This is a genomic window from Lelliottia amnigena, from assembly GCF_019047465.1.
Taxonomy (GTDB): Bacteria; Pseudomonadota; Gammaproteobacteria; order Enterobacterales; family Enterobacteriaceae; genus Enterobacter; species Enterobacter amnigenus.
The window spans coordinates 3,819,706-3,835,838 of the sequence record NZ_CP077236.1; the positions used below are offsets into that span (position 1 = coordinate 3,819,706).

19 protein-coding genes are annotated in these 16,133 nt (G+C 52.8%); 6 read left to right on the forward strand and 13 right to left on the reverse strand.

Going from position 1 to position 16,133, the window contains the following annotated elements:
• Position 1: 1 nt before the first annotated feature.
• From I6L74_RS18035 to ynfM, 5 genes are all read right to left on the reverse strand, one after another.
• Positions 2-823 carry a trypsin-like serine peptidase gene (locus I6L74_RS18035; protein WP_059178785.1) on the reverse strand — a complete coding sequence of 274 codons (822 nt, stop codon included), beginning with the start codon at positions 821-823 and terminating at the stop codon, positions 2-4.
• Between the two features lie 101 nt (positions 824-924).
• A complete protein-coding gene (gene ydgU / locus I6L74_RS18040; protein WP_106379807.1) occupies positions 925-1,008 on the reverse strand; it encodes a small membrane protein YdgU in 84 nt (27 codons plus the stop codon).
• 91 nt (positions 1,009-1,099) lie between these two features.
• Complete coding sequence (asr, locus tag I6L74_RS18045; RefSeq protein ID WP_059178786.1) at positions 1,100-1,495, reverse strand: acid resistance repetitive basic protein Asr; 396 nt, start codon at positions 1,493-1,495, stop codon at positions 1,100-1,102.
• Between the two features lie 149 nt (positions 1,496-1,644).
• Complete coding sequence (locus tag I6L74_RS18050) at positions 1,645-3,129, reverse strand: carboxypeptidase M32 (protein WP_059178787.1); 1,485 nt, start codon at positions 3,127-3,129, stop codon at positions 1,645-1,647.
• A gap of 73 nt (positions 3,130-3,202) precedes the next feature.
• A complete protein-coding gene (gene ynfM / locus I6L74_RS18055; RefSeq protein WP_059178788.1) occupies positions 3,203-4,456 on the reverse strand; it encodes a multidrug efflux MFS transporter YnfM/SxtP(Kp) in 1,254 nt (417 codons plus the stop codon).
• A gap of 121 nt (positions 4,457-4,577) precedes the next feature.
• Here ynfM and ynfL point away from each other — a divergent pair, with 121 nt between their 5' ends.
• From ynfL to bioD, 3 genes are all read left to right on the forward strand, one after another.
• Entirely contained in the window at positions 4,578-5,471 is an 894-nt protein-coding gene (gene ynfL, locus I6L74_RS18060; RefSeq protein WP_059178789.1) for a multidrug efflux transcriptional activator YnfL/SxtR(Kp), read from the forward strand.
• Positions 5,472-5,604: 133 nt separating this feature from the next.
• Positions 5,605-6,828 carry a sugar metabolism global transcriptional regulator Mlc gene (gene mlc / locus I6L74_RS18065; RefSeq protein WP_059178790.1) on the forward strand — a complete coding sequence of 408 codons (1,224 nt, stop codon included), beginning with the start codon at positions 5,605-5,607 and terminating at the stop codon, positions 6,826-6,828.
• Between the two features lie 126 nt (positions 6,829-6,954).
• Positions 6,955-7,650, forward strand: coding sequence for a dethiobiotin synthase (bioD, locus tag I6L74_RS18070; protein ID WP_059178791.1), 696 nt, complete (start codon positions 6,955-6,957; stop codon positions 7,648-7,650).
• Positions 7,651-7,719: 69 nt separating this feature from the next.
• Here bioD and osmV read toward each other — a convergent pair whose 3' ends face one another.
• The 6 genes from osmV to I6L74_RS18100 all read right to left on the reverse strand — a co-directional run bounded on the left by osmV (position 7,720) and on the right by I6L74_RS18100 (position 12,491).
• Positions 7,720-8,868, reverse strand: a complete 1,149-nt coding sequence (osmV, locus tag I6L74_RS18075) for an osmoprotectant ABC transporter ATP-binding protein OsmV (protein WP_059178792.1) — start codon at positions 8,866-8,868, stop codon at positions 7,720-7,722.
• Complete coding sequence (gene osmW, locus I6L74_RS18080; RefSeq protein ID WP_059178793.1) at positions 8,868-9,515, reverse strand: osmoprotectant ABC transporter permease OsmW; 648 nt, start codon at positions 9,513-9,515, stop codon at positions 8,868-8,870. Before osmW ends, osmV begins: the two co-directional genes overlap by 1 nt.
• A gap of 8 nt (positions 9,516-9,523) precedes the next feature.
• A complete protein-coding gene (osmX, locus tag I6L74_RS18085) occupies positions 9,524-10,420 on the reverse strand; it encodes an osmoprotectant ABC transporter substrate-binding protein OsmX (protein WP_059178794.1) in 897 nt (298 codons plus the stop codon).
• A gap of 18 nt (positions 10,421-10,438) precedes the next feature.
• Entirely contained in the window at positions 10,439-11,152 is a 714-nt protein-coding gene (gene osmY / locus I6L74_RS18090; protein WP_059178795.1) for an osmoprotectant ABC transporter permease OsmY, read from the reverse strand.
• A 289-nt stretch (positions 11,153-11,441) separates the two neighbouring features.
• On the reverse strand, positions 11,442-12,056 hold the full coding sequence (dmsD, locus tag I6L74_RS18095; RefSeq protein ID WP_059178796.1) for a Tat proofreading chaperone DmsD: 615 nt from the start codon (positions 12,054-12,056) through the stop codon (positions 11,442-11,444).
• Between the two features lie 129 nt (positions 12,057-12,185).
• Positions 12,186-12,491 (reverse strand): DUF1161 domain-containing protein, encoded by a 306-nt coding sequence (locus tag I6L74_RS18100; protein ID WP_059178797.1) that lies wholly within the window; start codon positions 12,489-12,491, stop codon positions 12,186-12,188.
• Between the two features lie 310 nt (positions 12,492-12,801).
• On the opposite strand from I6L74_RS18100, the gene I6L74_RS18105 reads away from it, so the two are divergent.
• Both I6L74_RS18105 and I6L74_RS18110 read left to right on the forward strand, forming a co-directional pair.
• Entirely contained in the window at positions 12,802-13,833 is a 1,032-nt protein-coding gene (locus tag I6L74_RS18105) for a methyltransferase (protein WP_059178798.1), read from the forward strand.
• Positions 13,834-13,963: 130 nt separating this feature from the next.
• The gene (locus tag I6L74_RS18110) at positions 13,964-14,674 is read left to right on the forward strand and encodes a YnfC family lipoprotein (RefSeq protein ID WP_072241835.1); all 711 of its coding nucleotides are present in this window, start codon (positions 13,964-13,966) and stop codon (positions 14,672-14,674) included.
• 22 nt (positions 14,675-14,696) lie between these two features.
• On the opposite strand, the gene speG is transcribed toward I6L74_RS18110, so the two are convergent.
• Complete coding sequence (gene speG, locus I6L74_RS18115) at positions 14,697-15,257, reverse strand: spermidine N1-acetyltransferase (RefSeq protein ID WP_059178800.1); 561 nt, start codon at positions 15,255-15,257, stop codon at positions 14,697-14,699.
• A gap of 24 nt (positions 15,258-15,281) precedes the next feature.
• Positions 15,282-15,620: a DUF1283 family protein gene (locus I6L74_RS18120; protein ID WP_059178801.1), complete on the reverse strand. Its 339-nt coding sequence runs from the start codon at positions 15,618-15,620 to the stop codon at positions 15,282-15,284.
• Positions 15,621-15,772: 152 nt separating this feature from the next.
• On the opposite strand from I6L74_RS18120, the gene I6L74_RS18125 reads away from it, so the two are divergent.
• On the forward strand, positions 15,773-16,099 hold the full coding sequence (locus I6L74_RS18125; protein WP_059178802.1) for a YnfA family protein: 327 nt from the start codon (positions 15,773-15,775) through the stop codon (positions 16,097-16,099).
• Positions 16,100-16,133: the final 34 nt, after the last annotated feature.

Consider the following 16,133-nt stretch of genomic DNA (forward strand, 5'->3'; position numbering starts at 1 on the left):
GTTATTCCTGCGACAACGCTTCCAGTTTGTCGCGAAAACCGGTCACCGATAACGCACGATTATCCGCGCGCCAGCGATCTTTGGCTGCCGGAGCAGAACTTTGCACGCCAATCAATTGCCAGCCTTTATCCGTTTTCAACATCAACGGTGAACCGCTGTCGCCCGGCAGCGTATCGCATTGATGCGATAGCACGCTGGTTTGCGCCCAACCGGTGACGATGCAATCGGTGTGCGTATAGAGTGAATCCAGATGATCGACCGGATAGCCGGACTGGGTGACTTTGCGATCGGCGGCTTTGAGCGCCTCGGTCAATGCGGCTTTATCGCCGTCAAATAACGGCAGCGGCGTGATACCTGACGGCGGATAGCGCAGCACCACTAAACCAAAATCCCACTCCGCGGCTGACGGGGGAACAATCCAGCCATCGCCGTCGGGCTTTAAGCGTTTACCCAGCGACGGTTCGACGCGACCTTCCACGCCATGAATGTCATAACGCCAGACGCCTTTTTTGGAGACAAAACGCAGCGCAACGACGTTATCCGGTTTGCCTTTCGGCGGAATAAGCAGACAGTGTCCGGCGGTCAGCGCCAGATGAGGAGAGATCAAGGTCGCGGTGCATAAGTTACCGCTCGCGGTTTCCAGTTGCCCAATGGCATCCCAGGGTGATTCAGTCGGATCGGCGACACGCGTACGGTCATCATGACCAAAAAAAAGCGTTTTGATCTCTTTCGCGTTCACAGCGTCATCGTCGCCGTCATCCGCATGGCTAAAACCAGAAAAGAGGCAGAACGTTCCCAGTAAGCACACAACTATTTTCCGCATATCACACTCTGGTGGGGTAATTATGATTATTAAACGTGAACCCTATTAAAATACTATAGACGGGACGGCGAGAAAGTGGGAGTAAAATCAGCGTGCTACATTCAGGAAAGATAAAACCGACAGGCGATGAGCGCGCATAAAATAAGCGTGATAAGAATGAACTCAAACCGATAGCGTCGCAGCATACGGCCTCCGGAAATAAAAACGGCGCTGATCCGACTCCGGTTCAGCACCGGTCTGCAACGCGCCCCGAGGGGCGCGATTAAGCTCGAACGCTTACGCAGCTGGCTGAGCAGCAGGTTTAGCCGCTTCGTGTTTCACTGCTTTTTTATGATGTTTTTTAGCGGCTTGCGCTTTCTGCGCTACGGCAGGTTTAGCAGCAGCTTTGTGGTGTTTTTTCGCAGCCTGGGCTTTCTGCTCAACGGGAGCAGTGGTCGTTGCAGGAGCGGCTTCTTGTTTTTTCACTGCTTTTTTGTGGTGTTTTTTAGCAGCCTGAGCTTTCTGCTCAACCGCTTTTTTGTGTTTTTTGTGGTGCACAGTTTTCGCTGGCGCCGCTTTCATGGTGGTCGCTGTTGCGGTAGCAGGTGCAGCGGACGCTGTAGTTTCAGCAGCAAACGCAGCAGAAGACAGACCCATAGCAGCGGCAACAACCAGAGCTAATACTTTTTTCATTCTCATACCCTCGAATTTGGTTTTTCATTTAACCCCACTGCGGGGCCGTTGAAATAACTATATCCATTTGAGGTTGAGGCTTCCGTGAGTCATTGGTTTCGGCGTGTAACGGAATGTACAGCGCCGGGGACAGGCCCCGGCGCGGGCTATTACAGATAGCGGGAGGTGAGATGTTCACGGAAATAACGACTGTTCAGATCTTCACCGGTTGCCTGCTCAATGAGCTGCGAGGTGGTAAAGCGGCTGCCGTGCTGCCAGATATTCTGGCGTAGCCAGTCAAACAGCGCGGAGAAGTCGCCACTCGCAATCGATGACTCCAGTCCGGGTAACGCGTTTTTCGCCGCGCTGAACAGCTGCGCAGCATACATCGCGCCCAGCGTGTACGACGGGAAGTAACCAAAGCCGCCGTCGGTCCAGTGGATGTCCTGCATACAGCCGTTACGGTAGTTGTCCTTGGTCGACAGGCCGAGCCAGGACTGCATTTTTTCATCCCACAGCGCCGGGATGTCTTCCACTTCGATTTCACCGTTAATCAGCGAGCGTTCGATTTCGTAGCGCAGCACGACGTGTGCCGGATAGCTCACCTCGTCCGCATCGACGCGGATGTAACCCGGCTTCACGCGCTGGTTCCAGGCGATAAAGTTCTCTTCGCTGAAGGCGGCCTGGCTGCCAAAACGCGCATGAACAGCCGGGAGCAGGTGTTTCAGGAAGGCGTTGCTGCGACCGAGCTGCATCTCAAAGAACAGACTTTGTGATTCGTGAATGGCTGTCGAACGCGCCAGAGCGACAGGCTGTCCGAGCCAGTTGCGCGGCAGATTTTGCTCATAACGCGCGTGGCCGGTTTCATGTACCACGCCAAACAGCGCGCTCAACAGTTCGTTTTCGTCGTAACGGGTAGTGATGCGGACATCTTCAGGGACGCCGCCGCAGAACGGATGCGCACTCACATCCAGACGACCCGCATTAAAATCGAAGCCCAGCATTTGCATGGCTTCCAGGCCGAGCTCACGCTGCACGGCGGTCGGGAAAGGCCCTTGCGGCGGAACAAAGGATTGTTGCGCCTGCTTTTCCACCACGCGGGCGAGCAAATCCGGGAGCCAGGATTTCAAGTCACCAAACACGTTGTCCAGACGGGCACTGGTCATATCCGGTTCAAAGATATCGAGCAGCGCATCATAAGGGGTGCAGCCTTTCGCTTCGGCACGCAGGCGCGCCTCCTCACGGCTAAGTTTGACGACCTCTTTGAGATTGGCGGAAAAACCCTGCCAGTCGTTGGCCGGGCGCTGCGTACGCCAGGCGTGTTCACATTTGCTCCCCGCCAGTGATTTGGCTTCAACCAGCGATTCCGGCAGTAAAGACGCTTGCTGGAAGAGTCGTGTCATCTCACGCAGGTTGGCCTGTTCGACGTCGTTTAAATCTTCGCTTTCGGCGGACGCCAGCCATTCACCGACTTTCTTATCGGTGAGGATCTGATGCTGCAATACGCTCATTTCGGCCAGGGCTTCACCTCGGGCCTGGCTGCCGCCTGGTGGCATCATGGCGAACATATCCCAACTGGCGATGGAGGAAAGATGCGAGAAACGGGAGAGACGCTGGAACGTGCGGGTGAGTTGTTGATAGTTATTGTTGTTCATGAAGTCCTCGTGTCTGAATCGGGCAATGACAAAAAGTAGCATCGGTCCGACTGAAACACGAGGTTATTCAACGTTAATGCAGACGTTTATGCAGGCTCATCCCCACCAGCAGCGCTGCGCACAGCATCAACGCGATAAATCCACCGACGCCATTCCAGCCGTAGCGGTGCCAGAAAACGCCGCCGAGCGTCCCGGCGATGCTTGAACCCAGATAGTAACTAAAGAGATACAGCGAGGAGGCCTGGCCTTTAGCGCGACGGGCGCGCGGGCCAATCCAGCTGCTGGCGACCGAATGGGCTGCAAAAAAACCGGCGGAGAACAGCAGCATTCCGGCGAAAATTAGCCATAAAGATGAGAACAACGTCATCAGCAATCCCGCCAGCATCACGCCGATGGACGTCAGCATGACCGGACCGCGTCCGAAACGCGCGGTCATTGCGCCAGCTTTGGGCGAACTCCAGGTGCCAGTGAGATACGCCACCGACAGCAAGCCAACAAACGCCTGGCTCAAATGCCACGGCGAGAGCATCAGGCGATAGCCAATATAGTTAAACAACGTGACGAAAGATCCCATTAACAGGAAGCCGGTCAGGAACAGGCGCGGCAAACCTTTATCGCGCCAGTGCAGGCGGAAATTGATCAACAGCGTTTTGGGCCGCAGCGACGTGGGACGAAAATGACGCGATTCTGGCAAAATTCGCCAGAACATCAGTGCGGCGGCAAGGGCGAAGCAGCCAATTACCGCCAGCGCGATGCGCCAGTTAAAGAGATCGGTGAAAACACCGCTGAGCAGGCGGCCGCTCATGCCACCGATCGAATTCCCGCTAATGTACAAGCCCATCGAAAAGGCGACAAAACTGGGATGAATTTCTTCGCTCAAATAGGTCATGCCAACCGCCGCGACGCCGCTTAACGATAGCCCAATCAGCGCGCGCATCACCAGAATCCCGTGCCAACTGGTCATCATTGTCGACAGCAGGGTGCACACAGAGGCCAGCAGTAACGCCGTGACCATCACCGGTTTGCGTCCGATAGCATCAGAAAGCGGGCCGGTAAACAGTAAACCGACCGCCAGCATACCGGTTGAAATTGAGAGCGAAATACTGCTGCTGGCAGGCGACACGCCAAATTCATGAGACAACACGGGAAGAATAGGTTGAACGCAATACAGCAGGGCAAATGTCGCCAGTCCTGCTGAGAAGAGCGCCAGCGTGACGCGCATGAAAGGGGTTGTACCACGTTTAATAAATTGGGCTGGCTGAGGTGTTGCAGGTAAATCATCAATGTCGCTTGCCGGGGCGATATCAACGGTTGTTGTACGACTCACGTAAGATCCTTGCGAAAACGTCCCCGCGATGACGGGGGATGGGAATGACCACAGGATCAGGGTAGGAAATTGTCAATATTCTGTCTAATATATTAATAATCTCAAATGATACGTTAAACATATGAATATTGAGCTGCGCCATTTACGCTATTTCATTGCCGTGGCCGAGGAGCTGCATTTTGGCCGTGCGGCGGCGCGGCTAAATATCTCCCAGCCCCCGCTGAGTCAGCAGATTCAGATCCTTGAGCAGCAGGTGGGCGCGCGGCTACTGGCCCGCACCAACCGAAGCGTCAGCCTGACGGCAGCGGGCAAACAGTTTCTTGCGGATAGCCGTCAGGTGCTGAGTCTGGTGAATGACGCGGCTGCCCGTGCGGAGCGGCTACATCTGGGCGAAACGGGTGAACTGCGTCTCGGATTTACCTCATCAGCGCCGTTTATCAGTGCGGTTTCACATACGCTTTCTACCTTTCGTCGTCATTATCCGGATGTGCATATCCAGACCCGCGAGATTAATACCCGTGAACAGATTGTTCCCCTGAATGAGGGATCGCTGGATTTGGGGCTCATGCGCAACACGCAGTTGCCCGACACGCTGGCGTGGGAGGTGATTTTACGGGAACCGTTAATGGCGATGATCCCGCGGGATCATCCGCTGGCGGCGCAGCCGTCGGTGACGCTGGCCGAGCTGGCACAGGAGCCGTTTGTCTTTTTCGATCCTCATGTTGGGACCGGTTTGTACGATGATATTTTAGGGTTGATGCGTCGTTACGGGTTAACGCCAGTGATTACGCAAGAAGTGGGTGAAGCCATGACCATCATCGGTCTGGTCGCGGCCGGGCTAGGGGTGTCCATTTTGCCCGCCTCGTTTAAGCGCGTGCAGCTAAATGAAATGCGTTGGGTGGCGATAGCTGAAGAGGATGCCGTGTCGGAAATGTGGCTGGTTTGGCCAAAACATCATGAGCTCAGCAATGCGGCACAGCGTTTCAAAAAACAGCTGATTGACGGGGCCCGGTAAGCAATCTTTGCTATAATGCCCGTAAAAAATGTGCAGTAAATCACAAGGCTAAGTAAATATTTGACGACCACGTGTCAAGTGCTTCACCATAGCCCAAAGTTTATTTCGAAGCGCGAAAATAAGGATGTAAGAGGTGGTTGCTGCTGATAGTCAGCCAGGACATATTGATCAGATTAAGCAGACCAATGCGGGCGCAGTGTACCGTCTGATTGATCAGCTTGGTCCGGTTTCGCGTATCGATCTTTCTCGCCTGGCGCAACTGGCACCTGCCAGTATTACCAAAATTGTACGAGAAATGCTGGAAGCCCACCTGGTTCAGGAAACTGAAATTCAGGAACCCGGCAGCCGTGGCCGTCCGGCGGTAGGCCTGGTGGTGGAGACAGAAGCCTGGCATTACCTGTCGATCAGGATCAGTCGTGGCGAAGTGTTTCTCGCACTGCGCGACCTGAGCAGCAAAATGGTGGTGGAAGACCGCCTTGAGCTGCCGCTCCAGTCTGAGCAAACGCTGCTCGAGCGTATTGTCATTCATATCGATCAATTCTTTATCCGTCATCAGCAAAGGCTCGAGCGCTTAACGGCGATTGCGATCACTATGCCCGGAATCATTGATACGGAAAATGGGATTGTCCACCGAATGCCGTTTTATGACGATGTGAAAGACATGCCGCTGGGCGAAGTGCTCAAAGCGCATACCGGCGTGCCGGTCTATATCCAGCACGATATCAGCGCCTGGACGATGGCGGAGGCGCTGTTTGGCGCGTCCCGCGGTGCGCGTGATGTGATTCAGGTGGTTATCGATCACAACGTGGGCGCGGGGGTCATTACCGACGGGCGTTTACTGCATGCGGGCAGCAGCAGCCTGGTGGAGATTGGCCATACGCAGGTCGACCCCTACGGCAAGCGCTGCTATTGCGGCAATCATGGCTGTCTGGAAACCATCGCCAGCGTCGAAAGCGTGATGGAGCTGGCGCAGTTACGTCTGAGCCAGTCCATGAGCTCGTCTTTGCATGGTCAACCCTTAACCATGGATTCACTGTGCGGCGCGGCGCGGCAGGGCGATCTGCTGGCAAAAGATATTATTACCGGCGTGGGCAACAACGTCGGGCGCATTTTGGCCATTATGGTCAATCTCTTTAATCCGCAAAAAATCCTGATTGGCTCACCCCTGAGCCAGGCCGCCGATATTCTGTTCCCGGCGATTTCCGACTGTATTCGTCAGCAATCCCTTCCGGCGTACAGCAAAAATATCGTGGTAGAAAGCACCCAGTTTTCTAACCAAGGCACCATGGCAGGCGCGGCGCTGGTGAAAGATGCGATGTATAACGGCTCGCTATTAATCCGGTTGTTGCAGGGTTAACTGTTTTTTCACTGATGCCATAAAATTTGCGCTATCTCAATCTGGACTCTGCGCGCATACCTTAGACTCACTCCACTGAATTATTTACCTGGTTTATATTTTCAAAGCATAACGGTGGAGTAAGTCATGCTTAAGCGTTTCTTTGTAACGGGTACCGATACCTCTGTTGGTAAAACAGTGGTCTCCCGCGCTTTACTGCAAGCCCTGGCGGCGGACGGTAAAAGTGTGGCGGGGTACAAACCGGTCGCGAAAGGCAGTAAAGAGACGCCAGAAGGCCTACGCAATAAAGATGCGCTGGTGCTGCAAAGCGTCTCAAGTTTTGAACTGCCTTATCATGCGATCAATCCCATTGCGCTGAGTGAAAACGAAAGTAGCGTCGCGCACAGTGGTCTTATTAATTATTCCTTACTGTCGAACGGTCTGGCTGAGCTGAGTGCGATGGCCGATCATGTGGTGGTAGAAGGGACGGGCGGCTGGCGTAGCCTGATGAACGATCTGCGTCCCTTATCCGAATGGGTTGTGCAGGAACAACTGCCGGTGCTGATGGTGGTGGGTATTCAGGAAGGGTGCATTAACCACGCGTTGCTGACGGCTCAGGCCATCGCGAACGACGGTCTGCCGTTGGTCGGCTGGGTGGCTAATCGCATCAATCCAGGCCTTGCGCATTATGCAGAAATCATCGAGGTGCTCAGCAAGAAACTGCCGGGACCGCTGGTGGGCGAGCTGCCATATCTGCCACGCGCCGAACAGCGCGATCTGGCTCATTACATCGATCTTACGATGTTTAATGATGCCCTAACGGTAGACCGGGTTGTGGCGTAACGCCGCCTCAGAAAACAAAAAACCGGGCAGTTTAGCGCCCGGTTTTTTATTGCCTATAGAACGTGGGATTTAACTGTCGCTATGAATATTCAGCGCCCGACGCGTGCGACCAGAACTTAAATACTCTGCAATATAATCCTGCGAAATCTCGCCGTTATAGCGGCCGTCTTCGTCAACGATAGGCATCCAGCTGGTGTTGCTCTCATACAGACGCGACAGCACCACGCGCAGGTTGTCTTCCGCTTTGCCCGTCATTCTGAACGGATGCAGCACATCGGCACAAAAACCGGTGGCCTGACGCGCTTCGCGGCGTTTCACAAAGCCCAGCGGCTTACCCATGCCATCCACAACGGTAATCGCACGGATATCATTGTCATCCATAGTCGCAAAAGCCTCCGGTAATGAGGTCGATTCGCGCACCGTAATGGTCGGCTGCTGATCCGTGACGTCACCCGCCGACACCAGAAGCAGGCGCTTCAGCGTACGGTCCTGACCAACAAACGAGCCGACAAATTCATTGGCCGGTTTCGCCAGCAGTTCATCCGGGCTGGCGCATTGCACAATCCGTCCCTGACGGAACACGGCGATACGGTCACCCAGCTTGAGCGCTTCGTCAATATCGTGGCTGACGAGCATAACCGTCTTTTTCAGCTTGCGCTGCATCTCCAGGAATTGGTTCTGGATCACTTCACGGTTGATCGGGTCAACCGCGCCGAACGGTTCATCCATCAGCAGAACCGGAGGATCCGCCGCCAGGGCACGGATCACGCCAATACGCTGCTGCTGACCGCCGGACATTTCGCGTGGGTAGCGGTGAAGGAATTTATGCGGGTCCATCGCCACCATATCCATCAGCTCTTCGGCACGCGCTTTACTGCGCGCCTTATCCCAGCCGAGCATGCGCGGGACGACGGTAATGTTCTCTTCGATGGTCATGTTAGGGAACAAACCAATCTGCTGGATCACGTAGCCGATGTTACGGCGCAGCGTCACCGTGTCCATTTCGTTGGTGTTTTCGCCGTTAATCAGGATGTTGCCGCTGCTCGGTGCAATCAGGCGATTAATCATCTTCAACGTCGTGGTTTTCCCGCAGCCGGACGGGCCAAGCAGAACGCACATTTCACCTTCAGGTACGTTGAGGTTGACGTTGTCGACGGCCTTAAACGTCTGGCCATTTTTCTGCGAAAATTGTTTAGTGAGATTTTCCAGTTTTATCATTATCGAATCCCCTTCGGAGTCAGCACGACCTGCAGGCGATGAAGCAGCCAGTCGAGCACAATAGCTAAAAGACAAATCATCAATGCACCCGCGATCAACATGCGGATGTCACTGCCGCCAATACCGTTGAGCAACAGCAGACCCAGACCACCCGCGCCGATCACGGCAGCAATGGCCATCACACCAATATTCATCACCACGGCGGTACGGATCCCGCCAAAAATCACCGGTAAGGCCATCGGGATTTCTACCCAACGCAGACGCTGCCAGAACGTCATGCCAATCCCACGCCCGGCTTCACGCAGACCCGGCGGCAGGCTATCCAGCGCGGTGTGGGTGTTACGCACAATGGGTAACAGTGAATAGAGGAACACGGCGGTGATGGCGGGCAGGGCACCAATCCCCTGACCGATCAGCGAAAAGAGCGGAATCATCAAACCAAACAGCGCAATCGACGGAATGGTGAGCACGATCGTCGCAATCCCCAGTACGGGCGTTGCCAGCCATTTGTGGCGCACAATCAGGATCCCCAGCGGTACGCCGATAATAATCGCCAGACCAACCGCTAACCCCACCAGCCACAGATGCTGAAACGTCAGTGTGAGCAGAAAACTCCAGTTATCAAGCATGTAGTGAATCGTATCCATAACGCCTCCTATAGCCCTTTGCTACGCAGGAAATCACGTGCGACCTGCTGCGGTGACTGATGGTCGATATCTACCTTCTTATTTAGCTCGGTGATAACGTCGTTATTCAGCTGGCTGGATAGGGTGTTCAACGCCTCTTCCAGACCCGGGTTCGCCTCCAGCGTGTCTTTACGCACCACAGGTGTCACGGCATAGCTCGGGAAAAAGCCTTTATCGTCTTCCAGTACTTTGAGGTCGAATCCTTTCACGCGGCCATCGGTGGCATACACCAGCCCGGCATCCACAAATCCATCTCGCACGGCGTTATAGACTAACCCTGGGTCCATCTGGCGAATCTGCGGGCGATCCAGTTCCATCTGATACGCTTCCTGCAAGGGTTTCATGCCGTCGCTACGTCCGGCGAATTCGAGGTCTAACCCGAGCATCCAGTTGTTATCCGGATCGGTTTTACGCACCTGTTCGATTTTTGCCACCATTTCCGACATGGTATTGATGTGTTCTGCTTCAGCGCGTTTACGTTGCATCGCAAACGCATAGGTGTTGTTCATATTCGCGGGTTTCAGCCACACCAGACCGAGCTTGCCGTCCAGACGTTTAACGGTGTCGTAAGATTCCTGTGGCGACATGCGTTTATTGATGTGGTTAAAGATAATCAGCGAGGTGCCAGTATATTCCCACGTCATATCAACCTGTTTGTTGATCATGGCGTTACGCGAAATCACCGTCGCGATATTGGTTTTAGGCTGCACCTCAAAACCTTTTTTTTGCAGATACTGCACGGTCATGGCCGAAAGAATATGTTGTTCGGTAAAGCTTTTAGTGGCCAAAACTAACGGTGCGGCCTGCGCCTGTGTCGCGATGAATGCGGCTGCAGCCAGCGCGGCGAGGCTTGAAGACAGTCTCATAAAGGCTCCTTGTTATTGTTATCGCGCAATGTGCGGGCTCATGACGCGGCCCAGCGCCGCGAGCAACGTGTCCAGAATCAGTGCAAAAAGGGCTGTCGCTGCCGCGCCCAAAATCAACGTCGGGAAATCGTTCAGATAGATGCCCGGGAAAATCAGTTCGCCATAGCTGCTGGCGCCAATCAGGAAGGCCAGCGGCGCGGTACCCACGTTAATCGCGGTCGCAATACGGATACCGGACAGCATTACCGGTAACGCGTTCGGGATTTCCACCTGGTATAAACGCTGCCATTTCGTCATCCCGATACCGTTCGCAGCTTCGAGCAAAGACGCTGGCACTGAGCACAGACCGGCATAGGTGTTACGCACAATCGGCAGCAGTGAGGCGAGGAATAGCGCGACGATCGCGGGCTTATCGCCAATGCCCAGCACCACCATCGCCAGCGCCAGAACGGCCAGCGGCGGAAGCGTGTTACCGACGTTAAAGAGTTGCATCACGTATTCGGCAACGCCTCGCGCCGCCGGGCGACTGAGTAATATTCCGCTCGGGATCCCGACCAGGAGGGCAAAAAACATCGAAGAGAAGACCAAAATCATGTGCTGCTGACCCAAATAAAGCAGGTCCACCTGACGCGCTTTTATCGTATCCAGTCCAATTCCCCACGTCAGCAGAGCGAGGACCACAACTATCGCGCCGGCGAAAAGCAGCGTGCGTTTCAGTAAAGATGATTGCATTGCGATGTGTCTCCCTGTGCGCATGCGTTATTGCAACCCATTGATTGCCTGTTGTTATGCCATGTATCGGCAGGGGTACATGACCTATAGCAAGCGAATGGGAAGGGTTCCAGCGAAGCGGCAAAATTACTGAAGCGGTGTTTGCAGCATAAACAGGGGGTTACGCCTTACGGGAGAAGGGCTGAAGGCGTGTCGCCAGAATTCTCCTAAACGTAATGCGCCAAAAGTGACACCGTAACAAGCGAGGCGGCGCACGGCAGAGCATTCAGCCGTGCGGACGGGGGAAGGGTTAACGATAAAGCGTTTTTTCAATGACCGGGATCGGTAGCCGCGATTGCCAGTCAACCAGCGTCATCTGCGCAAGTTCAGCGATGCCGACGTAAAAAGGATGGCGAGCATTTTCACGTAACACCGTCAGGAAACGCTGACTCCATGGCAGCAAGTGCCATGCCAGCAGCTGATCGCACGCGTCTTCGTGACCCTTTTCACTTAGCCACGCAGCCAGCATCAGCATTGTCCCGAAATGATCTTCCGGCTCGTTTTGCGGCATATCGAAGGTAATGCCGTTATCGCGCATCCACTGACGCAGCGCGAGAGTGGACTCCCCAAACAGCACGGACTCACGATCCAGCCAGACGGAGCCCCACGGCGGAGCAGGCAACGCCCATGGACCGATGAACAAACGCTGCCAGGCCTCGGGCAGGGTTTCATCCGTGGTTGTGCGCAGTTTATCCGCGACGGGCAGTAAAGATTCTTCTGCCAGCGGCCAGTCACGATACCAGTCGGTCGTTGTTAACGCGGTAACCAGTGGCGCTGCCTGCTCACTGTCAGGGGGAAAATAAAATACTGCACCGAGGGCTCGGGCGATGATGGCAAACGACTCGCGGTGGGAAACCTCTTTCATCACAACATTCCTTGCTCGCGTGACTGTTTTCACGCTTCAAAATAGGGAGGGAGAATGATGAGAGAGTGTGGCGTAATCAGGGGGATTAAACATTAATCCCCATCAATGGCGGGCGCATTATGCGGATATTTATTGCGGCTCGGTTGGCGCATTTTCTTGTGCGCCTGCGCTACTGGCAGGAGAGTTACCGCTGCTGGTGCGCGTATAGAGGATCTTGAACGTATCATTGGCGCAATGACCCACAACTTGCGCATCCGGCTGATCGGCCTGATCGTTAGGGACAATATTCAACGTGAAACCCGATTCAGGAACGCCGTTATTGATGATGCGCTGCTGAATATCGCTCTTTAAGCGCTCGCAAGAATCCGGGGAGGCCAGCGCCGCGGGTGAAGCACCGATCAACAATAGGGTGGTAATCCAGGTTAACCGTTTCATAAAGCACTCCTTTTGTCTGTGTATGACATTCATTTTAGCAGGCAGGGCTTCACTCTTCGTCATGTAAGGCAACTTTCTGAAAAATCTTAGAAATTATTCTTCAGTAACGGAAGTGTTTTTATCAAAAGAAATTCAAATAAATTATTGGCCATTATTTCTTACATTAAATAAAAAAGCGTAGAGACTTCTTTCCATTGCACTTTTTAATTATGGTTTTTGATATTTGCGCATTTAATTGTTGGTGCTTAGGCTTGCTAATGGATGTTTCATTTTAGGTATTTTATAAAAACATATCGAATAAGGAAATATAATGTTAACTCAAATAAGTTTGTCGGAAGTGGAACGTAAAGATGCGATGTATTTGTTAGAGCAGAGCATGGGATTTGTCTGGCAAGCCTCATTGCGGGCGGTAGCTGAACTGGGTGTGGCTGACCGACTCCTTGAAGGGGACAAAACAGCCGATCAGCTTGGGAGTGAATTACACGTCGATGGCGCGTTTTTACTGCGTGTTATGCGAATGCTTGCTTCCCGAAATGTGTTTCATGAATCGTCGGACGGCTTGTTTTCACTCACCCCGACTGCCCGGTTCTTATGCGCCGAGCATCAACACTCCTTGCGCGCAGCGGTGCTGATGCTCACGGATAATACCTTTTGGCAACCGGCGGCGGAAATCAGTGATATTGTTGCCGGGAAAGACGTGTTTAACAGTATGTTTGGCATGTCGTTTTATGAGTATTGGGGGCAAGATAACGCGGCAACCGAGGAGAATGTTTTTCATGCAGGCATGTCTTCGATGTCGAGCGTCGAAAACGAAGAGCTTGTCGACTGTTATGATTTTCCAGAAGGGGCCTCGGTAATTGATATTGCTGGTGGTTTTGGGAATTTATTGTTAACCGTTTTACGCAGGAATCCATCACTACATGGCATATTATTCGATCAAGAAAAAGTGCTTGCGGGAAATCGGCTGCATTTATTAGATGACGATACGCGTTGGGACACCGTCGCAGGCAGTTTCTTTGAACAATGTCCGCAAGCCGATATTTATTTACTTAAATATATTCTGATGGACTGGTCAGATGCTCAGGCCAGTCAAATATTGCAAACATGCCGGAAATCGATGAAAGCAGAATCCCGACTGTTAATTCTGGAACCTGTTATTAAAGATAATAATAATGAACCAGGGAGATATGAGATCGACCTTTTACTGTTGACCAGCTTTGAGGGAGGGCGTGCACGGACTGAGCGAGAATATGCCGATATGCTGGCTGGCTCAGGGTTAAAAATCAATCGTGTGATACATACCCCGTCTTATTTATCGATTGTAGAAGCTGTTTTAGCCTAAATTTCTCAGTGGCTTGACGCTCTTTCTGAACTGGCAGGATATAATTATTCTGAATTGAGGTTTTACCCGGAAGTAAACCTCTGTATATTGCTAATATTAATGGAGTTAATGTCCACGTATTGGTGAAAATGTGAAGAAATTAGCAGTGATGATGGCGCTGACAAGCGTGCTGGCAGGATGTGATAACGCCTCCGCGCCGCTGTCTTTCACGCCAGAGATGGCCAGTTTTTCGAATGAATTTGATTTTGATCCGCTACGTGGACCCGTAAAAGATTTCACCCAGACGCTGTTTGACGAAAAAGGTGAAGTGACCAAACGTGTTACTGGCACGATGTCTGCGGAAGGGTGTTTCGACAAACTCGAGCTGCACGATCTGGACGCGAACACGGGCGTTGCGCTGGTACTGGATGCCAATTTTTATCTCGATGCAGAGACGCAGCAGCAAAAGATAAAACTGCAGGGCAAATGCCAGCTGGCTGAATTGCCATCCGCTGGCGTCACCTGGGATACGGACGACAAAGGTTTCATTGTTAGCGCGCATGGAAAAGAGATGGAAGTGAACTATCGCTACGATGCTGATGGGTATCCGCTGGGAAAAACCACAAAGTCTGGCGGGCAACAGCTTTCCGTGGCGGCAACGCCATCAAAAGATAAGCGCAAAAAACTGGATTATTCCGCGGTGAGTTTGCTTAATGATAAGCAGCTTGGCACGGTGCAACAACGCTGTGAATACGACCGCCATAACAACCCGGTGAGCTGCGAGCTGAGTATTAAGGATGAAAGCGTTAAGCCAGCGGTTGAGCACAAATTTACGATTAAAAACAGCATTGATTATTATTGATCTCGCATGAAAAACCGCGCATCTACTGCGCGGTCGGTTTCAAAATCGTGCTGCCGTGTGCTTTATGGTCCACTAAATACTGATGCTGGAAAATGCACATACGGATGGTGTTGCGGTACTCACCGTTGATAAAGAACTCGTGGATCAGCTCACCTTCCACCATAAAGCCAAGCTTGCGATAGATGTGTATCGCCTTTTCATTTTCTTTATCAACAATCAAATAGAGCTTATACAGGTTTAACACCGTAAACCCGTAATCCATTGCCAGTTTTGCCGCGCGGGTGGCGAGGCCTTTTCCCTGGAAATCCGGCGAAATGATGATTTGAAACTCTGCCCGGCGGTGAATGTGGTTTATCTCAACCAGCTCAACTAAACCGGCTTTATCGCCATTACACTCCACCACGAAACGGCGTTCGCTCTGATCGTGAATGTGTTTGTCGTAGAGGTCAGACAGCTCGACAAACGCCTCGTAAGGCTCTTCGAACCAGTAACGCATGACGCTGGCGTTATTGTCGAGTTGATGCACAAAACGTAAATCTTCACGCTCGAGCGGTCTGAGTTTTACTGCTAACGGGCTGGCCATGTTCATCCTTTCTGGCAGTCGTTTTTATGGCGCAACGGTACGGCCGGTTCGGCGATCCAGGCAGCGCAGGGTATTCGGTTCCCAGTAGGCATTCACGTTCGCGCTTTGCTGGCATTTATCGCGTGAATCAAACGCGACATCTTCTTTATCCCACTCTTTTTCAGCGCGTTTGTTCACCTTCTGGCGAAGATTACGCGTGTCATTCCATTGTTCCTTGTCCATGGCGGCATTCTGACGACTTTGGGCGCTATCACCTGATTCAATAATGAGTTTGCTGGTTTCAGCAGAAACCGGGGCGGTGAAGGCGAGCGCAGTCAGGGAGAGCATGGCCGCCAGATAGAGGCGTTTGCTTAATGTAGTCATTGCGTGTTCCTTTTGTTGGGCGCAGAGAAGTGGTTTACCCGTAGTCAATTCTACACTAAACCAAAATCGCGGCATACCCGCGCATTGGGTATGGAAAAGTAAATCTTATTATCGCGTATGATGTCTAAACCCTGACTCACTCGACCGTAAAAATGATTAAAACTACGCTGCTTTTCTTTGCAACCGCACTGTGCGAAATCATCGGCTGCTTCTTACCCTGGCTCTGGCTAAAACGCGGCGCGTCGGTGTTCCTGTTGTTGCCCGCAGGCATCGCGCTGGCCTTATTCGTCTGGTTGTTAACGCTGCATCCGGCGGCAAGTGGTCGCGTTTACGCGGCATACGGCGGGGTTTATGTCTGCACGGCACTCATTTGGTTGCGCGTCGTTGATGGTGTGAAATTAAGCGCTTATGACTGGGCGGGCGCGCTGATTGCGCTGTGTGGCATGTTGATTATCGTCGCCGGATGGGGGCGGACATAAGACCTGCATTTTGTGATCAAGCGATGATTTTTCG

Bases quoted from the DNA above. Each gene is read 5' to 3' on its own strand.
- I6L74_RS18120 (WP_059178801.1), bottom strand. From the start codon at position 15,620: ATGACTACATTAAGCAAACGCCTCTATCTGGCGGCCATGCTCTCCCTG.
- osmW (WP_059178793.1), bottom strand. From the start codon at position 9,515: ATGGATACGATTCACTACATGCTTGATAACTGGAGTTTTCTGCTCACA.
- I6L74_RS18105 (WP_059178798.1), top strand. From the start codon at position 12,802: ATGTTAACTCAAATAAGTTTGTCGGAAGTGGAACGTAAAGATGCGATG.
- ynfL (WP_059178789.1), top strand. From the start codon at position 4,578: ATGAATATTGAGCTGCGCCATTTACGCTATTTCATTGCCGTGGCCGAG.
- osmX (WP_059178794.1), bottom strand. From the start codon at position 10,420: ATGAGACTGTCTTCAAGCCTCGCCGCGCTGGCTGCAGCCGCATTCATC.
- ydgU (WP_106379807.1), bottom strand. From the start codon at position 1,008: ATGCTGCGACGCTATCGGTTTGAGTTCATTCTTATCACGCTTATTTTA.
- I6L74_RS18050 (WP_059178787.1), bottom strand. From the start codon at position 3,129: ATGAACAACAATAACTATCAACAACTCACCCGCACGTTCCAGCGTCTC.
- I6L74_RS18100 (WP_059178797.1), bottom strand. From the start codon at position 12,491: ATGAAACGGTTAACCTGGATTACCACCCTATTGTTGATCGGTGCTTCA.
- dmsD (WP_059178796.1), bottom strand. From the start codon at position 12,056: ATGAAAGAGGTTTCCCACCGCGAGTCGTTTGCCATCATCGCCCGAGCC.
- osmV (WP_059178792.1), bottom strand. From the start codon at position 8,868: ATGATAAAACTGGAAAATCTCACTAAACAATTTTCGCAGAAAAATGGC.
- I6L74_RS18125 (WP_059178802.1), top strand. From the start codon at position 15,773: ATGATTAAAACTACGCTGCTTTTCTTTGCAACCGCACTGTGCGAAATC.
- asr (WP_059178786.1), bottom strand. From the start codon at position 1,495: ATGAAAAAAGTATTAGCTCTGGTTGTTGCCGCTGCTATGGGTCTGTCT.
- osmY (WP_059178795.1), bottom strand. From the start codon at position 11,152: ATGCAATCATCTTTACTGAAACGCACGCTGCTTTTCGCCGGCGCGATA.
- bioD (WP_059178791.1), top strand. From the start codon at position 6,955: ATGCTTAAGCGTTTCTTTGTAACGGGTACCGATACCTCTGTTGGTAAA.
- speG (WP_059178800.1), bottom strand. From the start codon at position 15,257: ATGGCCAGCCCGTTAGCAGTAAAACTCAGACCGCTCGAGCGTGAAGAT.
- I6L74_RS18035 (WP_059178785.1), bottom strand. From the start codon at position 823: ATGCGGAAAATAGTTGTGTGCTTACTGGGAACGTTCTGCCTCTTTTCT.